Below are 16804 nucleotides of genomic sequence, written 5' to 3' on the forward strand. Positions count from 1 at the left end.
GCGAATGCGTCCGGGCGAACCCGGACGCCGCAGGATCAGCGGGGTTTGACGAACTTCAGGGTCATGCGGTCGCTTTCGCCGATGGCCGCATACTTGGCCCGATCCACGTCGCCCGCGCGATAGGTGGGCGGCAGCGTCCAGACGCCGTTCGGATGGTCCGTGGTGTCCTTCGGGTTGGCGTTCACCTCGGACGCGCCGACGTACTGGAAGCCCGCAGCCTCAGCCAGACGGCGCACAGTGGAGACCTTGAGGTAGCCGCTGGTCTTCTCGCGCGCCGTGTCGGCGCTTTCCGGCAGGCGGTGATCGACCACGCCCAGAACGCCGCCTGGCTTCAGCATGGCGAACATCTGGCGGAAGGCGGCGTCAGCGAAGGGCGTATCGCCCATCATCATGTTGTGGACGTTGCGGAAGGTCACGACGACGTCGGCCGTGCCGTCCGGAACGCCGGGCCCGCCCTGGGCCGGGAAGGCCCCGACCTTGATCTTGCCGTAGAGAGCCGGGTTGGCCTCCATCATCTTGCGGACGCCGGCCTGACCGCGTTCGGGCGCCACGGCGTAGTAGGTCCCGCCGTTGGCCAGATAGGGGGCGAGGATCTCAGTGTACCAGCCGCCGCCCGGCCAGATCTCGACCACCGTGTCGGTGGGGTCGACCTCGAAGAAGTCCAGGGTTTCGACCGGGTGCCGGTAGCGATCACGTTGCGTGTTGGCGGGCGTGCGGGTCGGCGCCGCCACCGCGGCCTTTAGAGCCGACTGGCGCGCGGCGGGCGTCTGGGCGGCGGCCGGCGTGCCGATCATCGCCACGGGCGCGGCGGTCGCAATCAGGGCGGCAGCCAGGGTGAAGGTGGTGACGGTTCTCATGAGGCCCTCCGTTTGAATTGCGGCGACTGTCCGACACAGACGTCGTCCGCACAAGACGCGTTGGCTGGAAGGCTGCGGGGTCCGCCGCCCGTCCACGCCAGCGCGAGACGAGCGGAGGGTCTGCTCAGGTGGAGCGGATCAGGCCGCCGGCGCGAGCTTGAACTCGGCCTCGAGGTGCAGGGTGACTTCATCGCCGACCATGGGGACAGCGTAGTTCACACCGAAGTCTGAGCGCTTGATCTTGGTCGTACCGTCGAAGCCCAGGGAATAGGTCTTGTCGAGCGGGTTGACGCCGGACTGGTGGAAGTCAGCGCGGATGGTCACGGGCTTGGTCACGCCGCGCAGGGTCAGCTCGCCTGTGATGTCGGCGGTGTCCTTGTCGACCAGCTTCAGGCTCGTAGAGCGGAAGGTGGCGGTCGGGTGGTTGGCGACGTCCAGGAAGTCGGCCGTCTTCAGGTGCTTGTCGAGCGCTTCGTTCAGGGTGCCGACCTGGGTGGTGTCCACCTTGACCTCGAGCTTGGCCGCCTGGGGCGACTTGGGATCGATCTGCAGCGTGCCCGTGCCGCCGGCGAACTGGCCGGTATAGGTGGAGAAGCCCAGGTGATTGACCGACCAGGTGATCTTGGAGTGAGCCGGGTCGAGGTTGTAGCGGCCGGCGCGGACCTGAGCTGGATCGCGGTTGAAGGCGTCCTGGGCCTGGAGGGCGCCGGTGGCGAGAAGGGCGACGGCGGCGCCGGCGAGAACGGAAAGCTTCAGCGACAAGGCAGGGTTTCCTGAACAGCTGTGAGGAGCCAATCAGGTGGCTTGCAGCTTAGCTGCGATAAAGCGGGCGGCGGGTGTTTCACTACTACCCAGGCGGAAACAATCGCAGCGAGAGACTGGCCCTGGGCCGGCGCGCCGCTAGTATCCCGGGCCCGACCACACACCGCCCCAGCAGGAGCAGGCGAATGTCCCAGAGCCCTTGGACGCACCACCGCAGCAGCAGCGTCGCGGACGACATCGAGTTCGAGATCAAGGGCCAGGAACTGCAGTTCGTGGAAATCGAGCTCGATCCCGGCGAGAGCGCCGTGGCCGAGGCCGGGGCCATGGTCTGGAAGGACGCCTCGGTGCAGATGACCACAGTGTTCGGCGACGGCTCCGGCGGGCAGGGGGCCGGGTTCATGGGCAAGCTGCTGGGGGCGGGCAAGCGCCTGGTCACCGGAGAGAGCCTGTTCACCACTGTGTTCACCCACAACGGATCGGGCAAGGCGCGGGTGGCGTTCGCCTCGCCGACCCCTGGCGCCATCCTGCCGCTGCACCTGGCGGAGCTGGGCGGCACGCTGATCTGCCAGAAGGACAGCTTCCTGGCCGCGGCGCGCGGTGTGTCCATCGGCATCCACTTCCAGCAGCGGATCATGACCGGCCTGTTCGGCGGCGAAGGCTTCATCATGCAACGCCTGGACGGCGACGGCTGGGCCTTCGTGCAGATGGGCGGCACGATCACCGAACGCGTGCTGGCGCCCGGTGAGGAGCTGCACGTCGATACAGGCTGCCTGGCGGCCTACACGCCCAGCGTCGATTTCGACCTGATCCGGGCGGGCGGGGTGAAAAGCATGCTCTTCGGCGGCGAGGGTATCTTCTTCGCGCGCCTGCGCGGCCCCGGGCGGGTGTGGATCCAGTCCCTGCCGTTCTCCAGGCTGGCTGGGCGGATGCTGGCGGCAGCCGGTGGGACGGGCGGCCAGAATCGCGGCGAGGGTTCGGTGCTGGGCAACCTCGGCGACCTGATCGGCGGCAACAACTGATGCGGGGCGCGGCCGTGGCGGCGGGGCTGGCGGTTCTGGCGCTGGCCGGATGCGAACGGCAGGCGGCCGAGCCGGCGCCCCCGCCAGGGTCTGCGCCGGCATCAGCTCAGCCGGTCGCGCCACAGGCCGCCACGCCTGAGACGGGCGCAGCCGCCGCGCGGGCGTCCGAGGTCCCGGCCACGGCGCCGCTGCCTCACCCCGCTCAGCCGGCGGGTCGTGCAGAGCTGGACGCCTGCCTGAACAGCGGCGAGGCGGCGCAGGGCGTGACAAGCGCCATGGCCGAATGCCTGGGCGCGGAGTTCGAACGGCAGGATGGGCGGCTGAACCGCGCCTACCAGGCCGCCATGGCGGCGCAGGACGAAGCGGGCAAGGCGCAACTGCGGCAAGCGCAGAGGGCGTGGATCCGCTTCCGCGACCAGAGCTGCCGCGAAGGGGCGACCGGCGGGACCATCGACCGGCTGAACGGGCCGAGCTGCATGGCCGATCGCAGCCGGGAGCGGGCGGACGAGCTGGAGCGGCTGGCGCAGGTTGGCCGCTGAGGCGTCTCCTCAGAACGGGAAGAAGGTCGGGATCGCCAGGGCCGCCGCCGCCCAGGTGACCAGGTTGAGCGGCAGGCCGATCTTGAGGAAGTCCAGGTAGCTGTAGCCGCCCATCTCGTAGACCAAGACGTTGGTCTGGTAGCCGAACGGGGTGGCGAAGGCGGCGCTGGCGGCCATCATCACCGCGACCAGAAAGGGCTGCGTGCTGACGCCCAGGCTCTCGGCCAGGGCCACGGCGACGGGGGTGAGCAGCACGGCCACCGCGGCGTTGGACAGGATCTCGGTCAGGAAAAGCGTCACGCCGTAGAGCAGGATCATCGCCATGTGCGGCCCCAGGCCTTGCACCATGCCGATCAGCCCCTCGGTTGCGGTGGCGGCGAGGCCGGTGAGTTCCAGCGACAGGCCGATCACCACCATGCCGGCGATCAGCAGCAAGATCTCGGGGCGCAGGCCGCGATAGGCCTCGTCCGGACTGATGACGCGCAGGAGGATGAGCACCACGGCGCCGGTGAATGCGCTGGCGGCGATGGGAGCCCAACCGACGGCCGCCACCGCCACGACGATGACGAACACGCCCAGCGAGATCAGGCCCCGGCGAAGATCGAGCGGCCGGTCGTTGGGCAGGAAGACGGTGGGATCGCCAACCGACCCGTCTACGCGCGCGCTGGCGTCTTCCAGCGCCTCCGCCACCGGGACGGGCGGGGAGGCGGCCTTGCCGGACAGAAGGCGCGGCGCGGCAAGCGCGAGGTAGAGACCGCCGACCAGGGCGATGATCAGCCCAACGGGGGTGACGTCGAAGATGTTGAAGGCCGGTTGGCCGGCGCTGCGGGCCATGTCGTTGACCAGCAGGTTGGTGGAGGTGCCGATCAGGGTGCAGCTGCCGCCCATGATGGTGACGTACGACAGGGGGATCAGGTAGCGGCGCGGCGAAAGGTTCAGCGAGGTGGAGACGTCCCTCACCACCGGTGCGGCAAGGACCACGATCGGCGTGTTGTTGAGAAAGGCGGAGGCGGCGCCGCACAGGGCGATCACGATCCAGACTCCCAGCGAGCCTAGCCGTCGGCAGAAGCGGATCGCCACGCGGATCAGCGCGCCGAGCAAGCCAGACTGCTCCATCGCGTAGGCGATCACGAACAGGGCGGCCAGGGCTAGGATCGCCGGGCTGGCGAAGGCGCCCTGGACTTCCGAGGGGCGCACCACGCCCAGCGCCATCAGCGTGGCCGCGCCGGTCAGGGCCACGATGTCGGACCGCAGCTTGCCCCAGATCATCGCAGCGACGGCCGCGATCAGGACAGCCAGGGCCGCCGCTTGTTCGAAACTCATCGGCCCAGCGTAGGTCAGGCCGCCGGTCGCTGCTATGGTGCCCCGATGGGATCGCCGCGTTTTTATGGAAGGGCGGCCTGCCTGGCGCTCGCCGCCTCCCTGGCAGGATGCTCGCGACCAGCCGAGCCGGCGCCCGAACCTGCAGCTCCCGCCCCGAAAGCCGAACCGGCGCCTCAGGCTCCCGTGACGCTGCCGGGACCGCAACCGTTCGTGGGCCGCGCGGAGCTGTTGCAGGCGGTGGCGCAGGCGGCCAGCCGCAGTGCGGCGGGCGCGCCCTATGACGACAGCATCCCCAAGATGGCGGGGCGCCGGTTCGAGCTTCGGCTGCCCTTCGGCTGCTTCGGCCCAGGGGCGGGGGACATCGCCTATGCCTATGACGCCAAGTCCCAGGCGCTGAAGCTGACCGCTTCGCCGGTGGACTGGACCGACACGCCGTGGGCGGCGCGGCTGGCGCATAGCGGGGACGTGGAGGCGGTGGAAGGCTTCTGGATACGGCGGCCCTGGCTGCTGGTGGAGACCTGTCCGGTTGCGGGGCTCAGCGGCGAGGCGGGCGCCGCGCCGGAGACCGTGGGGCTGGCCGAGGTGTTCGAGACCGGCGGCTCGCGCCTCTCGCGGCGGGGCGGCCGGGCCTATCAGGTGACCCGCAAGACCCCGCCCGAGGCGGTGGGCGCGGGCGGATGGCGGCTGGTGCTGCGCGGACGCATCGCCAGCGACGAGACCCCCGTGCGCTGTGCGAACGAGGGTCCGGAGACGCGGCCTGCGTGCCTGGTCCGCGTGGTCTTCGAGCGCGTGGCGTTCGAGGACGGGGCGGGCCAGACCCTGGCGGAGTGGTCGAACTAGGCGGCGGCGCGGCTGCGCAGGCGGTCGAAGTCGGCGACCAGGGCCTGCAGGGGCTCGTCCACCCGGGGAAGATCGCGCGGGCGGCCTTCAAAGAGGATCGACTGCAGCTCGTCGCGGGCGCGGCGGACGCGGCTCTTCACCGTGCCCAGCGGGCAGCCGGCGATCTCGGCGACTTCCTCGTAGGACATGCCGCCGGCGCCGACCAGGATCAACGCCTCGCGCTGGAAGTCGGGGAGCATGGCCAGGGCGCGGCGGACGTCCTCCAGCTCCACCTGGGCGGAGGGGTCGTCGGGGGCCACCAGGGTGCGCTCCATGATCTCCTGATCGTAGTCGGCGTGCCACTTGCGGCGGCGGCCGACAGAATAGAAGCGGTTGCGCAGGATGGTGGCGAGCCAGGCGCGCAGGTTGGTGCCGGGCTGGAACTGCTCGCGGTTCTGCCAGGCCTTCATGACGGCTTCCTGGGCCAGGTCCTCGGCCTGCTCGAGGTCGCGGCACAGGGTGCGCGCGAAGGCGCGCAGGAACGGAACGGCGGCCAGGAGCTCGCGCTCGAACTTGGCTGCGGAATAAGACGTGGACGCGGACATGCTGAATCCCCCCAAGAGTTCTGCGCCAAGGAAACGTCTACGGCTCAGCTTGGTTCCTGGCATGATCAACAAAGATGTGACCGCGCCCTGTTCCTCGTTTGTTCTTGACGTCCGCGCGTGTTTGTGGGAGAGTTCCTGCACGGTCGACGGGTGCGAGCGGTGTTCGGCCATCGGTGCTGGTTGCGCTACCATTTCTGGGCTAGTCCTTCGGAAAATATTCCGGGAGGACGTCACTTGACCCGCAAAACCCTGCTCATGTTCAGCATGCTCGTCTCGCTTTCCGCGAGCGGGCAGGCGATGGCGCAAGCCACCCAGCCCCTGCCTGCGGCGGTGGCGAACCTGCCGTACCGGAACACGCAGCTTTCCGTGGAGCAGCGGGCGGCCGACCTCGTCCGGCGCATGACGCTGGAAGAGAAGGCCCACCAGGTGGGCCACACCGCGCCGGCGATCCCGCGCCTGGGCGTGCCGCAATACAACTGGTGGAACGAGGGCCTGCACGGCGTCGCGCGCGCCGGCTTCGCCACTGTCTTCCCGCAGGCCATCGGCATGGCCGCGTCCTGGGACGCGCCGCTGATGCAGAAGGTCGGCGACGTGGTCAGCACCGAGTTCCGCGCCAAGTACGTGGAGCGGCTGCATCCCGACGGCGGGGCCGAGTTCTACCGGGGCCTGACCGTCTGGTCGCCCAACATCAACATCTTCCGCGACCCGCGCTGGGGCCGTGGGCAGGAGACCTACGGCGAAGATCCGCACCTGACCTCGCAGATCGGCATCTCCTATATCCGCGGGCTGCAGGGCTCGAACCCCAATGGGTTCAAGACGATCGCCACCTCCAAGCACTTCGCGGTGCACTCCGGGCCGGAGTCGAACCGGCACAAGGAGGACGTCCACCCGTCGGCCTTCGACCTCGAGGACACCTACCTGCCGGCCTTCCGGGCCACCGTCATCGACGGCAAGGTGCAGTCGGTGATGTGCGTCTACAACGCCGTCTACGGCGTGCCCGGCTGCGCCAGCAGCCTGCTGATGACCGACTACCTGCGCACCGCCTGGAACTTCCCCGGCTACGTGGTGTCGGACTGCGGCGCGGCGGCCAACATCTTCCGTCCGGACTCGCTGCACTACACCAAGACGGCCGAAGAGGGCGTGGCGGTCGGCTTCAAGGCCGGCATGGACCTGATCTGCGGCGACTACCGCAACAACATGAGCACCGAGCCCGAGCACATCGAAGCTGCGGTGAAGAGCGGACTGCTGCCGCAGGCGGTGCTGGACCAGGCGCTGCAGCGGCTGTTCGAAGCGCGCATCCGCCTGGGCATGTTCGACCCGCCGGGTTCGGGCCCCTACGGCCAGATCACCGCCGCGCAGAACAACACGCCCGAGCACGCGGCGGTCTCGCTGCAGATGGCCAAGGCGTCCATGACGCTGCTGAAGAACGACGGCCTGCTGCCGTTCAAGGGTGCGCCGCGGCGGATCGCGGTGATCGGCCCGAACGCCGACAGCGTCGACGCCCTGATCGGCAACTACTACGGCACGCCGACCAACCCGGTGACGGTGCTGGCCGGCCTGAAGGCGCGGTTCCCGAACGCCGAGATCGTGCACGTGGAAGGCACGGGCCTGGTGGGTCCGGCCAGCGCGCCGGTGCCGGACGCGGCGTTCTGCGTCGACGCGGCCTGCACGACCAAGGGCCTGAAGCAGGAGACTTTCGGCAACGTGAAGCTGGAAGGAGCGGCCGAAGCCCGCACCAGCGCCAACGCGGCCTTCGACTGGACGGGCGATCGTGAAAGCTCCGCCCGCTGGACCGGCTACATCACGGCGCCGGAGACGGGCGAGTACCGGTTCCGGTTCGCCAGCGACAACGGCTACCGGGTGTTCATCGACAACAAGCCGGTGGTGGAAGAGTGGGGCGTGGGCGACGCGCCCTCGATCCTCGACGGCGGCGTGCGGCTCGAAGCCGGGAAGCGCTACCCGATCCGGGTGGAAGGCTTCCAACGCGGCGTGAAGGGCCGCCAGCGCCTGATCTGGAGCCTGCCGAGCAACAACGGCGACGACGCGGTGGCCGCCGCCCGCAACGCGGACGTGGTGGTGTTTGTGGGCGGCCTGTCGGCGCGCGTCGAAGGCGAGGAGATGAAGCTGGAAGTACCGGGCTTCGCCGGCGGCGACCGCACCAGCCTCGACCTGCCGGCGCCGCAGCAGCAACTGCTGCAGCGCGTCCACGCGACGGGCAAGCCCACGGTTCTGGTTCTCATGAACGGCAGCGCGCTGTCGGTGAACTGGGCCGACGCCAACGTGCCGGCCATCGTCGAAGCCTGGTACCCGGGCCAGGAAGGCGGGCACGCGGTGGCCCAGCTGCTTGCCGGCGACTACAGCCCGGCCGGCCGCCTGCCGGTGACCTTCTACAAGTCCGCCGACCAGCTGCCGGCGTTCAGCGACTACAAGATGGCCGGACGGACCTACCGCTACTTCAACGGCGAGGTGCTTTATCCCTTCGGCCACGGGCTGAGCTACACCAAGTTCAGCTACGCCAACCCCAAGGTCAGCAGCGCGCGGGTGGCCGCCGGCCAGCCGGTGACGGTGTCGGTGAATGTCACCAACAACGGCGCCATAGACGGGGACGAAGTGGTGCAGCTGTACACGACGCATCCGGGCAAGGCCGGGGCGGCGGTGCGCTCGCTGCACGGCTTCCAGCGCGTCAGCCTGAAGAAGGGCGAAACGCGCACTGTCCAGTTCACGCTGGACGAGCGGGCGCTGAGCACCGTCGACGAAAAGGGCGTTCGCCGGATCGATCCGGGCCAGGTGCAGATCTGGGTCGGCGGCGGGCAGCCGGTGGCGCGCCAGGGCCTGGCTCAGGCGCCGGGCGTGCGCACCCAGTTCCAGCTGACGGGGTCCAAGACCCTGCCGAAGTAAGGCGCGTTCAGGGCCTGGCGCGCGAGGGCAGGGCTGCGGCCTCCTCGGGCGTCAGGCGGCGCACTTCGCGCACCTGACAGGTGTTCGGGCCAAGCGGGCCCGGCACGATCAGCTCGGCGTCGGCTCCCGTGCAGACCGTGGAGCCGGCGCGGGAGCGCAGGGCGACGCCTTGCGCCCAGTCCACGTCCCGGCAGGGCGCAAAGAGCGCCAGCTGGTAGATGTCGCCGCCGCTCACGCGGACATTGACCACATTGTCGTCGGCCGCGGCGAAGCCGTTCACGTTGCGGGTCCAGAAGCACTGGCGCGGCGCAGAGCCGGCCTGGGCGCCGGGCGCCGCCTCACGGCCCGGAGGCGCGGCGCATGCCCCGACCGCCAAGGCCATCAGGCTGCTGATTGCAGCGAAGGGGACGGGGCGCATCGAATCCTCCTGCTCTTAGCGGCGAACGCGGGCGTTGGGCGGGTGTTCCGGGGCGCGCTGGGAAGCAATTGCCGCCCCTGTGCGCCCAGCAACAGAGTAAACGAGCCGTTAGCGGCGTTTGGTAGGAAGATATTACCCATCCGGTCCGGCAAAACTTGCCAGCGGCAGAAGTTGCCCGGCAGCCGGCAGGCCGTGACCTGCTTGTTTTGCCTAGGAAAGTGGCCCGGTGGGCAGTTGGCCCGAAGCTTGATTGGTCATCCCGGCGGGCAAAATGCCTGCGGCTGTCAAAACGACGGCGAGTGACCTTGAAAGAAGGACCCGGGCACAATGCCTATGAACAGCGTGAATACCAATGTCGGCGCCATGGTGGCGCTGCAGAACCTGAACAAGACCAACAGCGACCTCGAGGTCACCCAGTCCCGGATCAACACCGGCAAGAAGGTCGGTTCGGCGAAGGACAACGGGGCCATCTGGGCTATCGCCCAGAACCAGCGTTCGACCTCCAACTCCCTGAACGCCGTCAAGGAATCCCTGTCCCGCGGTCAGTCGACCGTCGACGTGGCGATCTCCGCCGGCGAGACGATCTCCGATCTGCTCGTGCAGATGAAGGAGAAGGCCCTGGCGGCCACGGACACCACCCTCGACACCAACAGCCGCGTCGCCCTGAACGACGACTTCAAGGCTCTCCGTGACCAAATCGGCAAGGCGATCGCCAACGCCGAGTTCAACGGCGCCAACATGATCAAGGCTGAGGGCGTGCAGGTGCAGGCCCTGGCGAACGCCAAGGGCAGCTCGGTGATCTCGGTCGCCGCGCAAGACCTGTCGCTCAGCAACGGAATCGGCGGCTCGGGCGTCGATGAAACGGCCTCGATCGGCACGCAGACCATCGCGACCGACATGGTCGCCAACCTCGACACGGCCATCGCGAACGTCTCGAGCTCGCTGTCGGCTCTCGGCACCGGCTCCAAGTCGCTGGGCTCCCACCTGGAGTTCATCGGCAAGCTTCAAGACTCGATCGACGCCGGCGTGGGCAACCTCGTCGACGCCGACCTGGCCAAGGAAAGCGCAAGGCTGCAGGCCCTGCAGACCAAGCAACAGCTTGGCGTCCAGGCGCTGTCGATCGCCAACCAGTCCTCCGGGACCCTTATGAGCCTCTTCCGCTAAACGCGGCGGCGCGCGGGGTTCTCAGCGGGCTCCGCGCGCCTCTTTTTCTCAAGCCGGCCAAGGTTCGTGGCCGCGCTGACGACGCTGCAGGTCGCCTGACCGCGCGCCTTCCGCAAGTTCTGAAACACCGCTCCACCCGCCCTGGCCTGCGCCGCGGCGGGTTTTGTCGTTTGCGCCTGAGGCTCCCGAACCTGCGCGCCATACGAAGCGGCCATTCCAAACACCTGACCGACAAGGAAATCTTCGATGGCCCGTAGCCCAAGGCAGAAGCAGCCGACGCCCCGCAGCAAGCGTCCCAACAAACGGGGCGAGGTCGTCCAGGTGCGCTATTCGCGCGAAGTGGCCGAGCGGATTTGCGATCGCATGTCGAAGGGCGATGTGTGGTTCAAGATCTGCAACACCGACGGCATGCCGGCCTATGCGACTCTGTACCAGTGGCTGCGCAAGTACCCCGACTTCGCCGAAGCCTATGCGCAGGCCAAGGAAGTGGCCGGAGAGCTGCGGGCCGATCAGGCGCTGATGGTCGCCGAAGCCTGCACCCCAGCCACAGTCACCGCCGATCGGCTGAAGGTCAGCACACTGCAGTGGATGGCCTCCAAGCACGCGCCGGCTCGCTTCGGCTCGCGAGGCGCGAAGGCAGATCCGGAAGAGGTGGTCATCACCATCAAGCCGCGACAGTTCGAGCGGGCGGTTCGGGCGGACGGCACGATCTATGTGCGCGACGTCACCCCGGGCGAGGGAGATCGCGATTGAAGGCGCGCACCCTGCACCTGCCGGTCAGCTGGCGGCCCAGGCCATACCAGCTCGACCTCTGGAATCACCTGCTCGGGGGAGGCCTGCGGGCGGACGTGGCGGCTCACCGCCGCTGGGGCAAGGACGAGGTGGCGCTGCACTGGACGGCGCTGGCCGCGTCGAACCGGACCGGCGCCTACTGGCACCTGCTGCCGGAAGCGGCCCAGGGACGAAAGGTGATCTGGGACGCGGTGAACCCCCACACGGGCAAGCGGCGCATCGACGAAGCCTTCCCTCGCGAGACCCGGGTCGCGCGCTACAACTCGGAGATGAAGCTGGAGCTGGCCAACGGCTCGACCTGGCAGGTGCTCGGTTCCGACAACTACGACAGCCTGGTCGGCTCCTCGCCGGTCGGAGTGGTCTTCTCAGAGTGGTCGCTGGCCAAGCCCGAGGCCTGGAGCTTCATCCGACCCATCCTGGCGGAGAACGGAGGCTGGGCTCTGTTCCTTTGGACGCCGCGCGGCCGCAATCACGCGACACGCACCTTCGAGAGTCGGCAGGGGGAGAAGGGCTGGTTCACCCTGCGCTCGCCCGCCACCGAGACGGACGTGTTCACGCCTGAGCAGCTGGAGCAGGAGAAGCGCGAGTTCATCGCCGAGCTCGGCTCGGAGGAGGAGGGCCTGGCGCGGTTCGCGACGGAGTACATGGTGGACTTCAACACCGCCCAACCCGGCGCCTACTATGCGAGCCTGTTGGGCCAGGCGCAGACCGAGAACCGCATCGGACGCGTACCTCATGACCCTGCCTTGAAGGTGGACACCGCCTGGGACCTGGGCATCGACGACTACACGGCCATCTGGTTCTTCCAGCAGGCGGGCAGGGAAGTGCGGGTCATCGACTACTTCGAGACCAGCGGCGTTGGCCTGCAGGAGGTCGTCCGCCAAGCGTTGGCCGGCAAGCCGTACGTCTACGGAACCCACCATCTGCCGCACGACGTGATGGTGCGCGAGCTGGGGGCCGCAGGCCGCTCGCGGCTGGAGAGCCTGCACGGGCTCGGGGTGTGGCCGGTGGAGGTGGGCGCAGCGATGGACCCAGAGGAGCGGATCAACGCCGCGCGCCTGATGATCCCAATCTGCTGGTTCGACGCCGAAAAGTGCGATCTCGGACTCACGCGCCTGCGGGCCTACCGCAAGCGCTGGAGCCGGGTGACGCACAGCTATTCCGGCCCGCTGCACGACGAGGCGAGCCACGGCGCCGACGCCTTCGGTGAGTTCGCGGTGACCCGGCGTGGATCGGCGGGCCCACGAGCGGCCGCGCGGCGGCCCGCCGGCCAGGCGCTGGGCTGGATGGGCTGAGCCGCCCCTGCGGCGCAGGTCAGGCGAAGACGAAGTCGCGGGCGTTCAGGCCCCACAGGCTCTGACCCACAAGGGTGAGGCTGTTCTGGCCGTCATCGGTCGTGATGACCACGCCGGTCCAGGTCTGGCGTGCGTGGGCCATCAAGTCGTTGAAGTTGCTGAACACTGCCGGCGAAATCTGGATGACGTCGCCGGGATCCCACTGCGGCTTCAGCCAGAGGAAGCCTGGATCGTAGTGGCCGGACTGGAAGTCCGTGATGACGTCGTGGCCGAAGTCGCGGCCGAAGACGAAGGCGTCGTTGTCCCAGCCGCCCGTGAGGGTGTCGTTCCCGGCGCCGCCCTCGAGGGTGTCGCAGTCGTCGTCGCCGAAGATCACGTCAGCGCCGGCCCCGCCGAGGATCTGGTCGCAGCCGTCGCCGCCCCAGATCTTGTCCGCCCCGCCTCGGGCGTCGACACGGTCGTTGCCGAAGAACCCAAAGATCTTCTCCCCGCCATTCGTGCCGGTGAGGCGGTCCGCCCAGATGGTGCCGCAGATGTCCGGGCCGTTGGGCACGCCGGTGATCTTCACGCTGGCCGTGGCGACGCTTGATTGCAGGGCGCCGTCGGTGGCCAGGTACTGGAAGCTGACCGTGCGGCTCTCGGCGCCCGCCAGGTCCGCGTCGCCGGCCTGTGGCTGGACGTAGAAGGTTCCGTTGGCGTCGAGCACGACGCCGGGGGGAAGCGCGCCCACCGCCTTGAAGGTGACCGCCTGTCCGTCCGGATCGGTCGCCGAAAGGCGTCCGGTGAAGGTCTGGCCGCCGGTGATCTGACCGGTGAAGGCCTGGGCCACCGGGGCGCGGTTCGGCTCCAGCACCAGATTGTCGAAGGCGCCCCAGTTCTCCGTCGCGCCGCTCACGTTCCAGCTGAGCCAGAGCAGGCCGGACTTGAACGCCGCCGGCAGGATCACCGTCTGGAAGGCGTCCACGTTGTCCGTCGTGAAGCTGTACTCGACGGTGTCGTAGCTGCCGGCCTTCAGGGCAGTGAAGTTGAAGGTGACGACCTGCGTCCCGGTGAGCGGCTGGTCGCCGTTGAAGCCCTTGAAGCTGAAGCCGTTGACGTCGATGGACGAGGCGCCGAACGCCTGACCGCCGGCAGGCTTCACCGTGATGGTGTCGCTGCTGAGCTGATTGATCAGATAGCCGCCGGTGCCCAGGTTCGAGATGTAGGCGCGGTTCCAGAAGGCTTCGCCGGTGGGGGTGGTGGCGGCGAACTGGCTGGTGAAGCCGAAGCCCTGGTTGGCGTAGCCGGTGAGAAGACCCGTCGGCACGTCTTCAAAGCGGATGGTGATGCTCATGGCGGGCTCCTGCTGTCCCGAAGCGGCACAGGTCCGCGCGGCCGGGCGTCTTGCCGCGGCGGATTGCAAGAGCTGAGCCTTGGGAGCGGGAAGGCTCAAGCCGTCTCCGGCGGGATGCAACCTTCGCCGCCCGCCGAAGGTTCAGCTGCCGATTCGAACGGAGACCTTTCACATGAACGGCGTTGGCATTATCGGCGCGATCGTCATCGGCATCCTGGCCGGCTGGATCGCGGAGAAGGTGATGGGCCGCAACCATGGCCTGCTCACCAATCTGATCGTGGGCCTGGTGGGCGCCTTCCTAGGCGGCTTCCTGGCGAGCAGCATCGGCTGGAACACCGGCGCGGGTTGGATCCCGAGCCTGATCGTCTCGACGCTGGGCGCGATCCTGCTGCTGTTCCTGGTGGGCCTGTTCCGGCGCCGCCGGGTCTAGGTCTGCCGCTCGGACGGTCGAGCGGCGGAGCTCAGGCTTCCCGCCGCTCGGCCACCAGCCATGAGGGCTCGCGCGGCAAACCGACGGCGGCCCCGGCCGACTGCAGCTCGGTGACGCGCGGGCCGTCGAAGCCTGGCACGAAGCCGACCTCGTCCCAGGTCAGGTACGGGCGCCAAAGCAGAAGGTCGTAGGCCGTGCGAAGGTCCACGCCCGGAAGGGTCTGGAGTTCGTCCAGCGATGCTGAGTTCAGGTCCACCATGCCGGGAGAACCAGACTAACCTGCGTTAGGTTCGATCCAGTTCCGAGAAGCCTGCCGACTGTGGCCTCAGGGATACGAAACCGTCAGGCCATAACGGCCGACGTAGGCGCCGGAGGTGGTGCTGGAACTGAGGGGCAAGGTGGCGTTCACCGAGATGCTGGTGGAGCCGGGCGCGCCGGCTGCTCCAGGCACGACGCCGGTCGTTTGGTTTGGCGACAGGCTGAGGCGCAGTTCGTCGCCGCCCTTCTCAGGCTTCAGGCTGATCACCGACGGGGCGCTGACACTGTAGGTCTCACCACCGAGCCCGCTGAGCGTAAAGGTGGCGCCGTCCACGCTGGCCACGGAAGAGCCCGTCTTGGGGCGCATGACGGGGGTGGAGGCGAGCGCGGTCGCCTGACCAAGAGCGATGGGATCCAGAATGGTCACCGATCCGGACGTGGCCACGGAGGCTTCGGCGCCCGAAAGCGATTGGCCGGCGGCGGCGCCGGCGAACGCAGCCGCGCCGAGGAACGTCAGAACCGTGTGCGGCCACCCCATGGCGTGACCATAGCCGTTTCGCCCGGAGCGTGCAATTTGTCGGACTCGCTCGACGATCGGGAGGGCGGCCGCTGAGAAAAGCTTCGCCGGAAATCGAACTGGAGGGGCGTGCGCCGTGATGGTAGGGCGCGCACCGCTCGTCGAGGAGCCAGTTGCTTGAGCGTTGAGAACCCCGCTTCCGATCCGACCTCCGCCGCGCCGGTGTTCCTGCAGGACGGCGGCAACATGGGCGCCCGGATGCGCGCGCATGACTGGTCTTCCTCGCCGCTCGGCGCGCCGACCACGTGGCCGCAGTCCCTGCGGACGACCGTGAGCATGATGCTGAACACCCTGCAGCCGATGTTCATCGCCTGGGGGCCCGAGCTGGCGTTCATCTACAACGACGCCTATGCGCCGATCCTGGGCGCGCGCCACCCCACCGCCATGGGCGCGCGGTTCCGCGACGTTTGGGCGGACATCTGGCCGGACTTGGAGCCGCTGGTGGAGAAGGCGCTCTCGGGGCGGGCGCACTGGGTCGAGGACATGCCGCTGCTGATGCACCGGCACGGTTTCCCGGAGCAGACCTATTTCACCTTCACCTACAGCCCGCTCTACGACGAGGCCGGACAGGTCGCCGGCATGTTCTGCACCTGCGTGGAAAGCACCGGGCGGGTGGTGGCCGAGCGCCGGCTGCGGGAGATCGCCGACGCGCTGGCCGAAAGCCAGGAGCGGCTGCGGATCCAGCGCGATCGGCTGTACGCCCTGTTCGAGGAGGCGCCCGGCTTCGTGGCCGCCATGGACGGCCCGGAGCACCGCTTCTCCATCACCAACGCGGCCTACCGCCAGCTGATCGGGCACCGGGATGTGATCGGCCTGAGCGCCCGCGAGGCGCTGCCCGAACTGGAGGGGCAGGGATTCTTCGAGATCCTGGACATGGTCTACTCCCTGGGGGAGCCGTTCCGCGGATCGGGCATGCGCGCGGCCATCCAGCAGATGCCCGGGTCGGCGCCCGAAGCGCGCTACGTGGACCTGATCTACCAACCCATCCGCGACGAGACGGGGGCGGTCACCGGCATCCTGGCGCAGGGCAGCGACGTGACGGCGCGCGAGGAGCTGGTGCATCGTCAGCAGCTGCTGCTGAACGAGCTGAACCACCGGGTGAAGAACAACATGGCCACCGTCCAGTCGATGGCGGCCCAGACGGCGCGGCAGGCCAAGGACCTGCCGAGCTTCATCCGCGACTTCGAGGGGCGGCTGATCGCCTTGTCGCGAACCCACGACGTGCTGACCCAGAGCGCCTGGCTGGGCGCCAATCTGCAGGACGTGCTGGCGCAGGAGCTGGGCGCCTTCGCCGAGCGCGTGGTGCTGGATGGGCCGGCGGTGCAGCTGAACTCGACGCAGGCGCTGGCCATGGGGCTGATCACTCACGAACTGGCCAGCAATGCCGTGAAGTACGGCGCCCTCGGAGGCCCGGAAGGGATGGTGTCGGTGGTCTGGCGGGTGGAGGAGGGCCGGCTGAAGCTTGCCTGGCGCGAGCAGGGCGGGCCGCAGGTGAAAGCACCCAGCCGGATGGGCTTCGGCTCGCGTCTGATCTCGCGTCTGTCGCGTGGCGACTTGCACGGCGAGGCGCGCATGGACTACCACCCGGACGGATTAAGGATGGAGCTGGAGGCGCCCGTCGAGGGCTGACCATGCGAGCTTCGTCTCGCCCCGGAACCTGCTGCGATCCGAAGCGTTGCTATAACGTCGTTTGGGGCAAATTCTGTTGAGCGCCG

Annotated in this window: 17 protein-coding genes; 9 read left to right on the plus strand and 8 right to left on the minus strand. The window is 68.7% G+C overall.

Features of this window, described 5'->3' with window-relative positions; genetic code table 11:
* Positions 1 to 35 precede the first annotated feature (35 nt).
* Both DJ018_RS10225 and DJ018_RS10230 read right to left on the minus strand, forming a co-directional pair.
* Complete coding sequence (locus DJ018_RS10225) at positions 36 to 857, minus strand: class I SAM-dependent methyltransferase (RefSeq protein ID WP_111514865.1); 822 nt, start codon at positions 855 to 857, stop codon at positions 36 to 38.
* 138 nt (positions 858 to 995) lie between these two features.
* A complete protein-coding gene (locus DJ018_RS10230) occupies positions 996 to 1619 on the minus strand; it encodes a YceI family protein (RefSeq protein WP_240609512.1) in 624 nt (207 codons plus the stop codon).
* A 185-nt stretch (positions 1620 to 1804) separates the two neighbouring features.
* Here DJ018_RS10230 and DJ018_RS10235 point away from each other — a divergent pair, with 185 nt between their 5' ends.
* Entirely contained in the window at positions 1805 to 2638 is an 834-nt protein-coding gene (locus DJ018_RS10235) for a TIGR00266 family protein (RefSeq protein ID WP_111514866.1), read from the plus strand.
* Positions 2638 to 3177 (plus strand): lysozyme inhibitor LprI family protein, encoded by a 540-nt coding sequence (locus DJ018_RS10240; protein WP_111514867.1) that lies wholly within the window; start codon positions 2638 to 2640, stop codon positions 3175 to 3177. Before DJ018_RS10235 ends, DJ018_RS10240 begins: the two co-directional genes overlap by 1 nt.
* A gap of 9 nt (positions 3178 to 3186) precedes the next feature.
* Here DJ018_RS10240 and DJ018_RS10245 read toward each other — a convergent pair whose 3' ends face one another.
* Positions 3187 to 4500, minus strand: coding sequence for an SLC13 family permease (locus DJ018_RS10245; protein ID WP_111514868.1), 1314 nt, complete (start codon positions 4498 to 4500; stop codon positions 3187 to 3189).
* Between the two features lie 183 nt (positions 4501 to 4683).
* Between DJ018_RS10245 and DJ018_RS10250 the strand changes: the two genes are divergently transcribed.
* Entirely contained in the window at positions 4684 to 5340 is a 657-nt protein-coding gene (locus DJ018_RS10250; protein ID WP_111514869.1) for a hypothetical protein, read from the plus strand.
* Here the strand turns inward: DJ018_RS10250 and DJ018_RS10255 are convergent.
* Positions 5337 to 5924, minus strand: coding sequence for a sigma-70 family RNA polymerase sigma factor (locus DJ018_RS10255; protein WP_111514870.1), 588 nt, complete (start codon positions 5922 to 5924; stop codon positions 5337 to 5339). The genes DJ018_RS10250 and DJ018_RS10255 overlap by 4 nt on opposite strands.
* Before the next feature lie 234 nt (positions 5925 to 6158).
* Here DJ018_RS10255 and DJ018_RS10260 point away from each other — a divergent pair, with 234 nt between their 5' ends.
* Positions 6159 to 8822: a glycoside hydrolase family 3 protein gene (locus DJ018_RS10260; RefSeq protein ID WP_240609513.1), complete on the plus strand. Its 2664-nt coding sequence runs from the start codon at positions 6159 to 6161 to the stop codon at positions 8820 to 8822.
* A gap of 7 nt (positions 8823 to 8829) precedes the next feature.
* On the opposite strand, the gene DJ018_RS10265 is transcribed toward DJ018_RS10260, so the two are convergent.
* Positions 8830 to 9240, minus strand: coding sequence for a DUF6491 family protein (locus DJ018_RS10265; protein ID WP_111514871.1), 411 nt, complete (start codon positions 9238 to 9240; stop codon positions 8830 to 8832).
* 327 nt (positions 9241 to 9567) lie between these two features.
* Here DJ018_RS10265 and DJ018_RS10270 point away from each other — a divergent pair, with 327 nt between their 5' ends.
* From DJ018_RS10270 to DJ018_RS10280, 3 genes are all read left to right on the plus strand, one after another.
* Positions 9568 to 10404: a flagellin gene (locus DJ018_RS10270; RefSeq protein WP_111514872.1), complete on the plus strand. Its 837-nt coding sequence runs from the start codon at positions 9568 to 9570 to the stop codon at positions 10402 to 10404.
* A gap of 246 nt (positions 10405 to 10650) precedes the next feature.
* Positions 10651 to 11157, plus strand: a complete 507-nt coding sequence (locus DJ018_RS10275) for a terminase small subunit-like protein (RefSeq protein ID WP_111514873.1) — start codon at positions 10651 to 10653, stop codon at positions 11155 to 11157.
* The gene (locus tag DJ018_RS10280) at positions 11154 to 12491 is read left to right on the plus strand and encodes a hypothetical protein (RefSeq protein WP_111514874.1); all 1338 of its coding nucleotides are present in this window, start codon (positions 11154 to 11156) and stop codon (positions 12489 to 12491) included. The genes DJ018_RS10275 and DJ018_RS10280 overlap by 4 nt, the downstream gene beginning before the upstream one ends.
* Positions 12492 to 12510: 19 nt before the next feature.
* On the opposite strand, the gene DJ018_RS10285 is transcribed toward DJ018_RS10280, so the two are convergent.
* Positions 12511 to 13824, minus strand: coding sequence for a calcium-binding protein (locus tag DJ018_RS10285; protein WP_111514875.1), 1314 nt, complete (start codon positions 13822 to 13824; stop codon positions 12511 to 12513).
* Positions 13825 to 13996: 172 nt separating this feature from the next.
* Between DJ018_RS10285 and DJ018_RS10290 the strand changes: the two genes are divergently transcribed.
* Positions 13997 to 14254, plus strand: coding sequence for a GlsB/YeaQ/YmgE family stress response membrane protein (locus tag DJ018_RS10290; RefSeq protein WP_111514876.1), 258 nt, complete (start codon positions 13997 to 13999; stop codon positions 14252 to 14254).
* Between the two features lie 31 nt (positions 14255 to 14285).
* Here DJ018_RS10290 and DJ018_RS10295 read toward each other — a convergent pair whose 3' ends face one another.
* Both DJ018_RS10295 and DJ018_RS10300 read right to left on the minus strand, forming a co-directional pair.
* Entirely contained in the window at positions 14286 to 14513 is a 228-nt protein-coding gene (locus DJ018_RS10295) for a ComEA family DNA-binding protein (protein WP_111514877.1), read from the minus strand.
* 66 nt (positions 14514 to 14579) lie between these two features.
* Entirely contained in the window at positions 14580 to 15050 is a 471-nt protein-coding gene (locus DJ018_RS10300) for a DUF4402 domain-containing protein (protein ID WP_165842869.1), read from the minus strand.
* A 156-nt stretch (positions 15051 to 15206) separates the two neighbouring features.
* On the opposite strand from DJ018_RS10300, the gene DJ018_RS10305 reads away from it, so the two are divergent.
* The gene (locus DJ018_RS10305) at positions 15207 to 16718 is read left to right on the plus strand and encodes a PAS domain-containing sensor histidine kinase (RefSeq protein WP_111514878.1); all 1512 of its coding nucleotides are present in this window, start codon (positions 15207 to 15209) and stop codon (positions 16716 to 16718) included.
* The last annotated feature ends 86 nt before the right edge of the window (positions 16719 to 16804 follow it).

The organism is Phenylobacterium deserti, assembly GCF_003254705.1.
Lineage (GTDB): Bacteria > Pseudomonadota > Alphaproteobacteria > Caulobacterales > Caulobacteraceae > Phenylobacterium > Phenylobacterium deserti.

What these genes read in the sequence shown, in the direction of transcription:
- DJ018_RS10245 (WP_111514868.1), bottom strand. Translation starts at nt 4,500, where the DNA reads ATGAGTTTCGAACAAGCGGCGGCCCTGGCTGTCCTGATCGCGGCCGTC.
- DJ018_RS10240 (WP_111514867.1), top strand. Translation starts at nt 2,638, where the DNA reads ATGCGGGGCGCGGCCGTGGCGGCGGGGCTGGCGGTTCTGGCGCTGGCC.
- DJ018_RS10225 (WP_111514865.1), bottom strand. Translation starts at nt 857, where the DNA reads ATGAGAACCGTCACCACCTTCACCCTGGCTGCCGCCCTGATTGCGACC.
- DJ018_RS10285 (WP_111514875.1), bottom strand. Translation starts at nt 13,824, where the DNA reads ATGAGCATCACCATCCGCTTTGAAGACGTGCCGACGGGTCTTCTCACC.
- DJ018_RS10265 (WP_111514871.1), bottom strand. Translation starts at nt 9,240, where the DNA reads ATGCGCCCCGTCCCCTTCGCTGCAATCAGCAGCCTGATGGCCTTGGCG.
- DJ018_RS10235 (WP_111514866.1), top strand. Translation starts at nt 1,805, where the DNA reads ATGTCCCAGAGCCCTTGGACGCACCACCGCAGCAGCAGCGTCGCGGAC.
- DJ018_RS10300 (WP_165842869.1), bottom strand. Translation starts at nt 15,050, where the DNA reads ATGGGGTGGCCGCACACGGTTCTGACGTTCCTCGGCGCGGCTGCGTTC.
- DJ018_RS10275 (WP_111514873.1), top strand. Translation starts at nt 10,651, where the DNA reads ATGGCCCGTAGCCCAAGGCAGAAGCAGCCGACGCCCCGCAGCAAGCGT.
- DJ018_RS10270 (WP_111514872.1), top strand. Translation starts at nt 9,568, where the DNA reads ATGCCTATGAACAGCGTGAATACCAATGTCGGCGCCATGGTGGCGCTG.
- DJ018_RS10255 (WP_111514870.1), bottom strand. Translation starts at nt 5,924, where the DNA reads ATGTCCGCGTCCACGTCTTATTCCGCAGCCAAGTTCGAGCGCGAGCTC.
- DJ018_RS10290 (WP_111514876.1), top strand. Translation starts at nt 13,997, where the DNA reads ATGAACGGCGTTGGCATTATCGGCGCGATCGTCATCGGCATCCTGGCC.
- DJ018_RS10295 (WP_111514877.1), bottom strand. Translation starts at nt 14,513, where the DNA reads ATGGTGGACCTGAACTCAGCATCGCTGGACGAACTCCAGACCCTTCCG.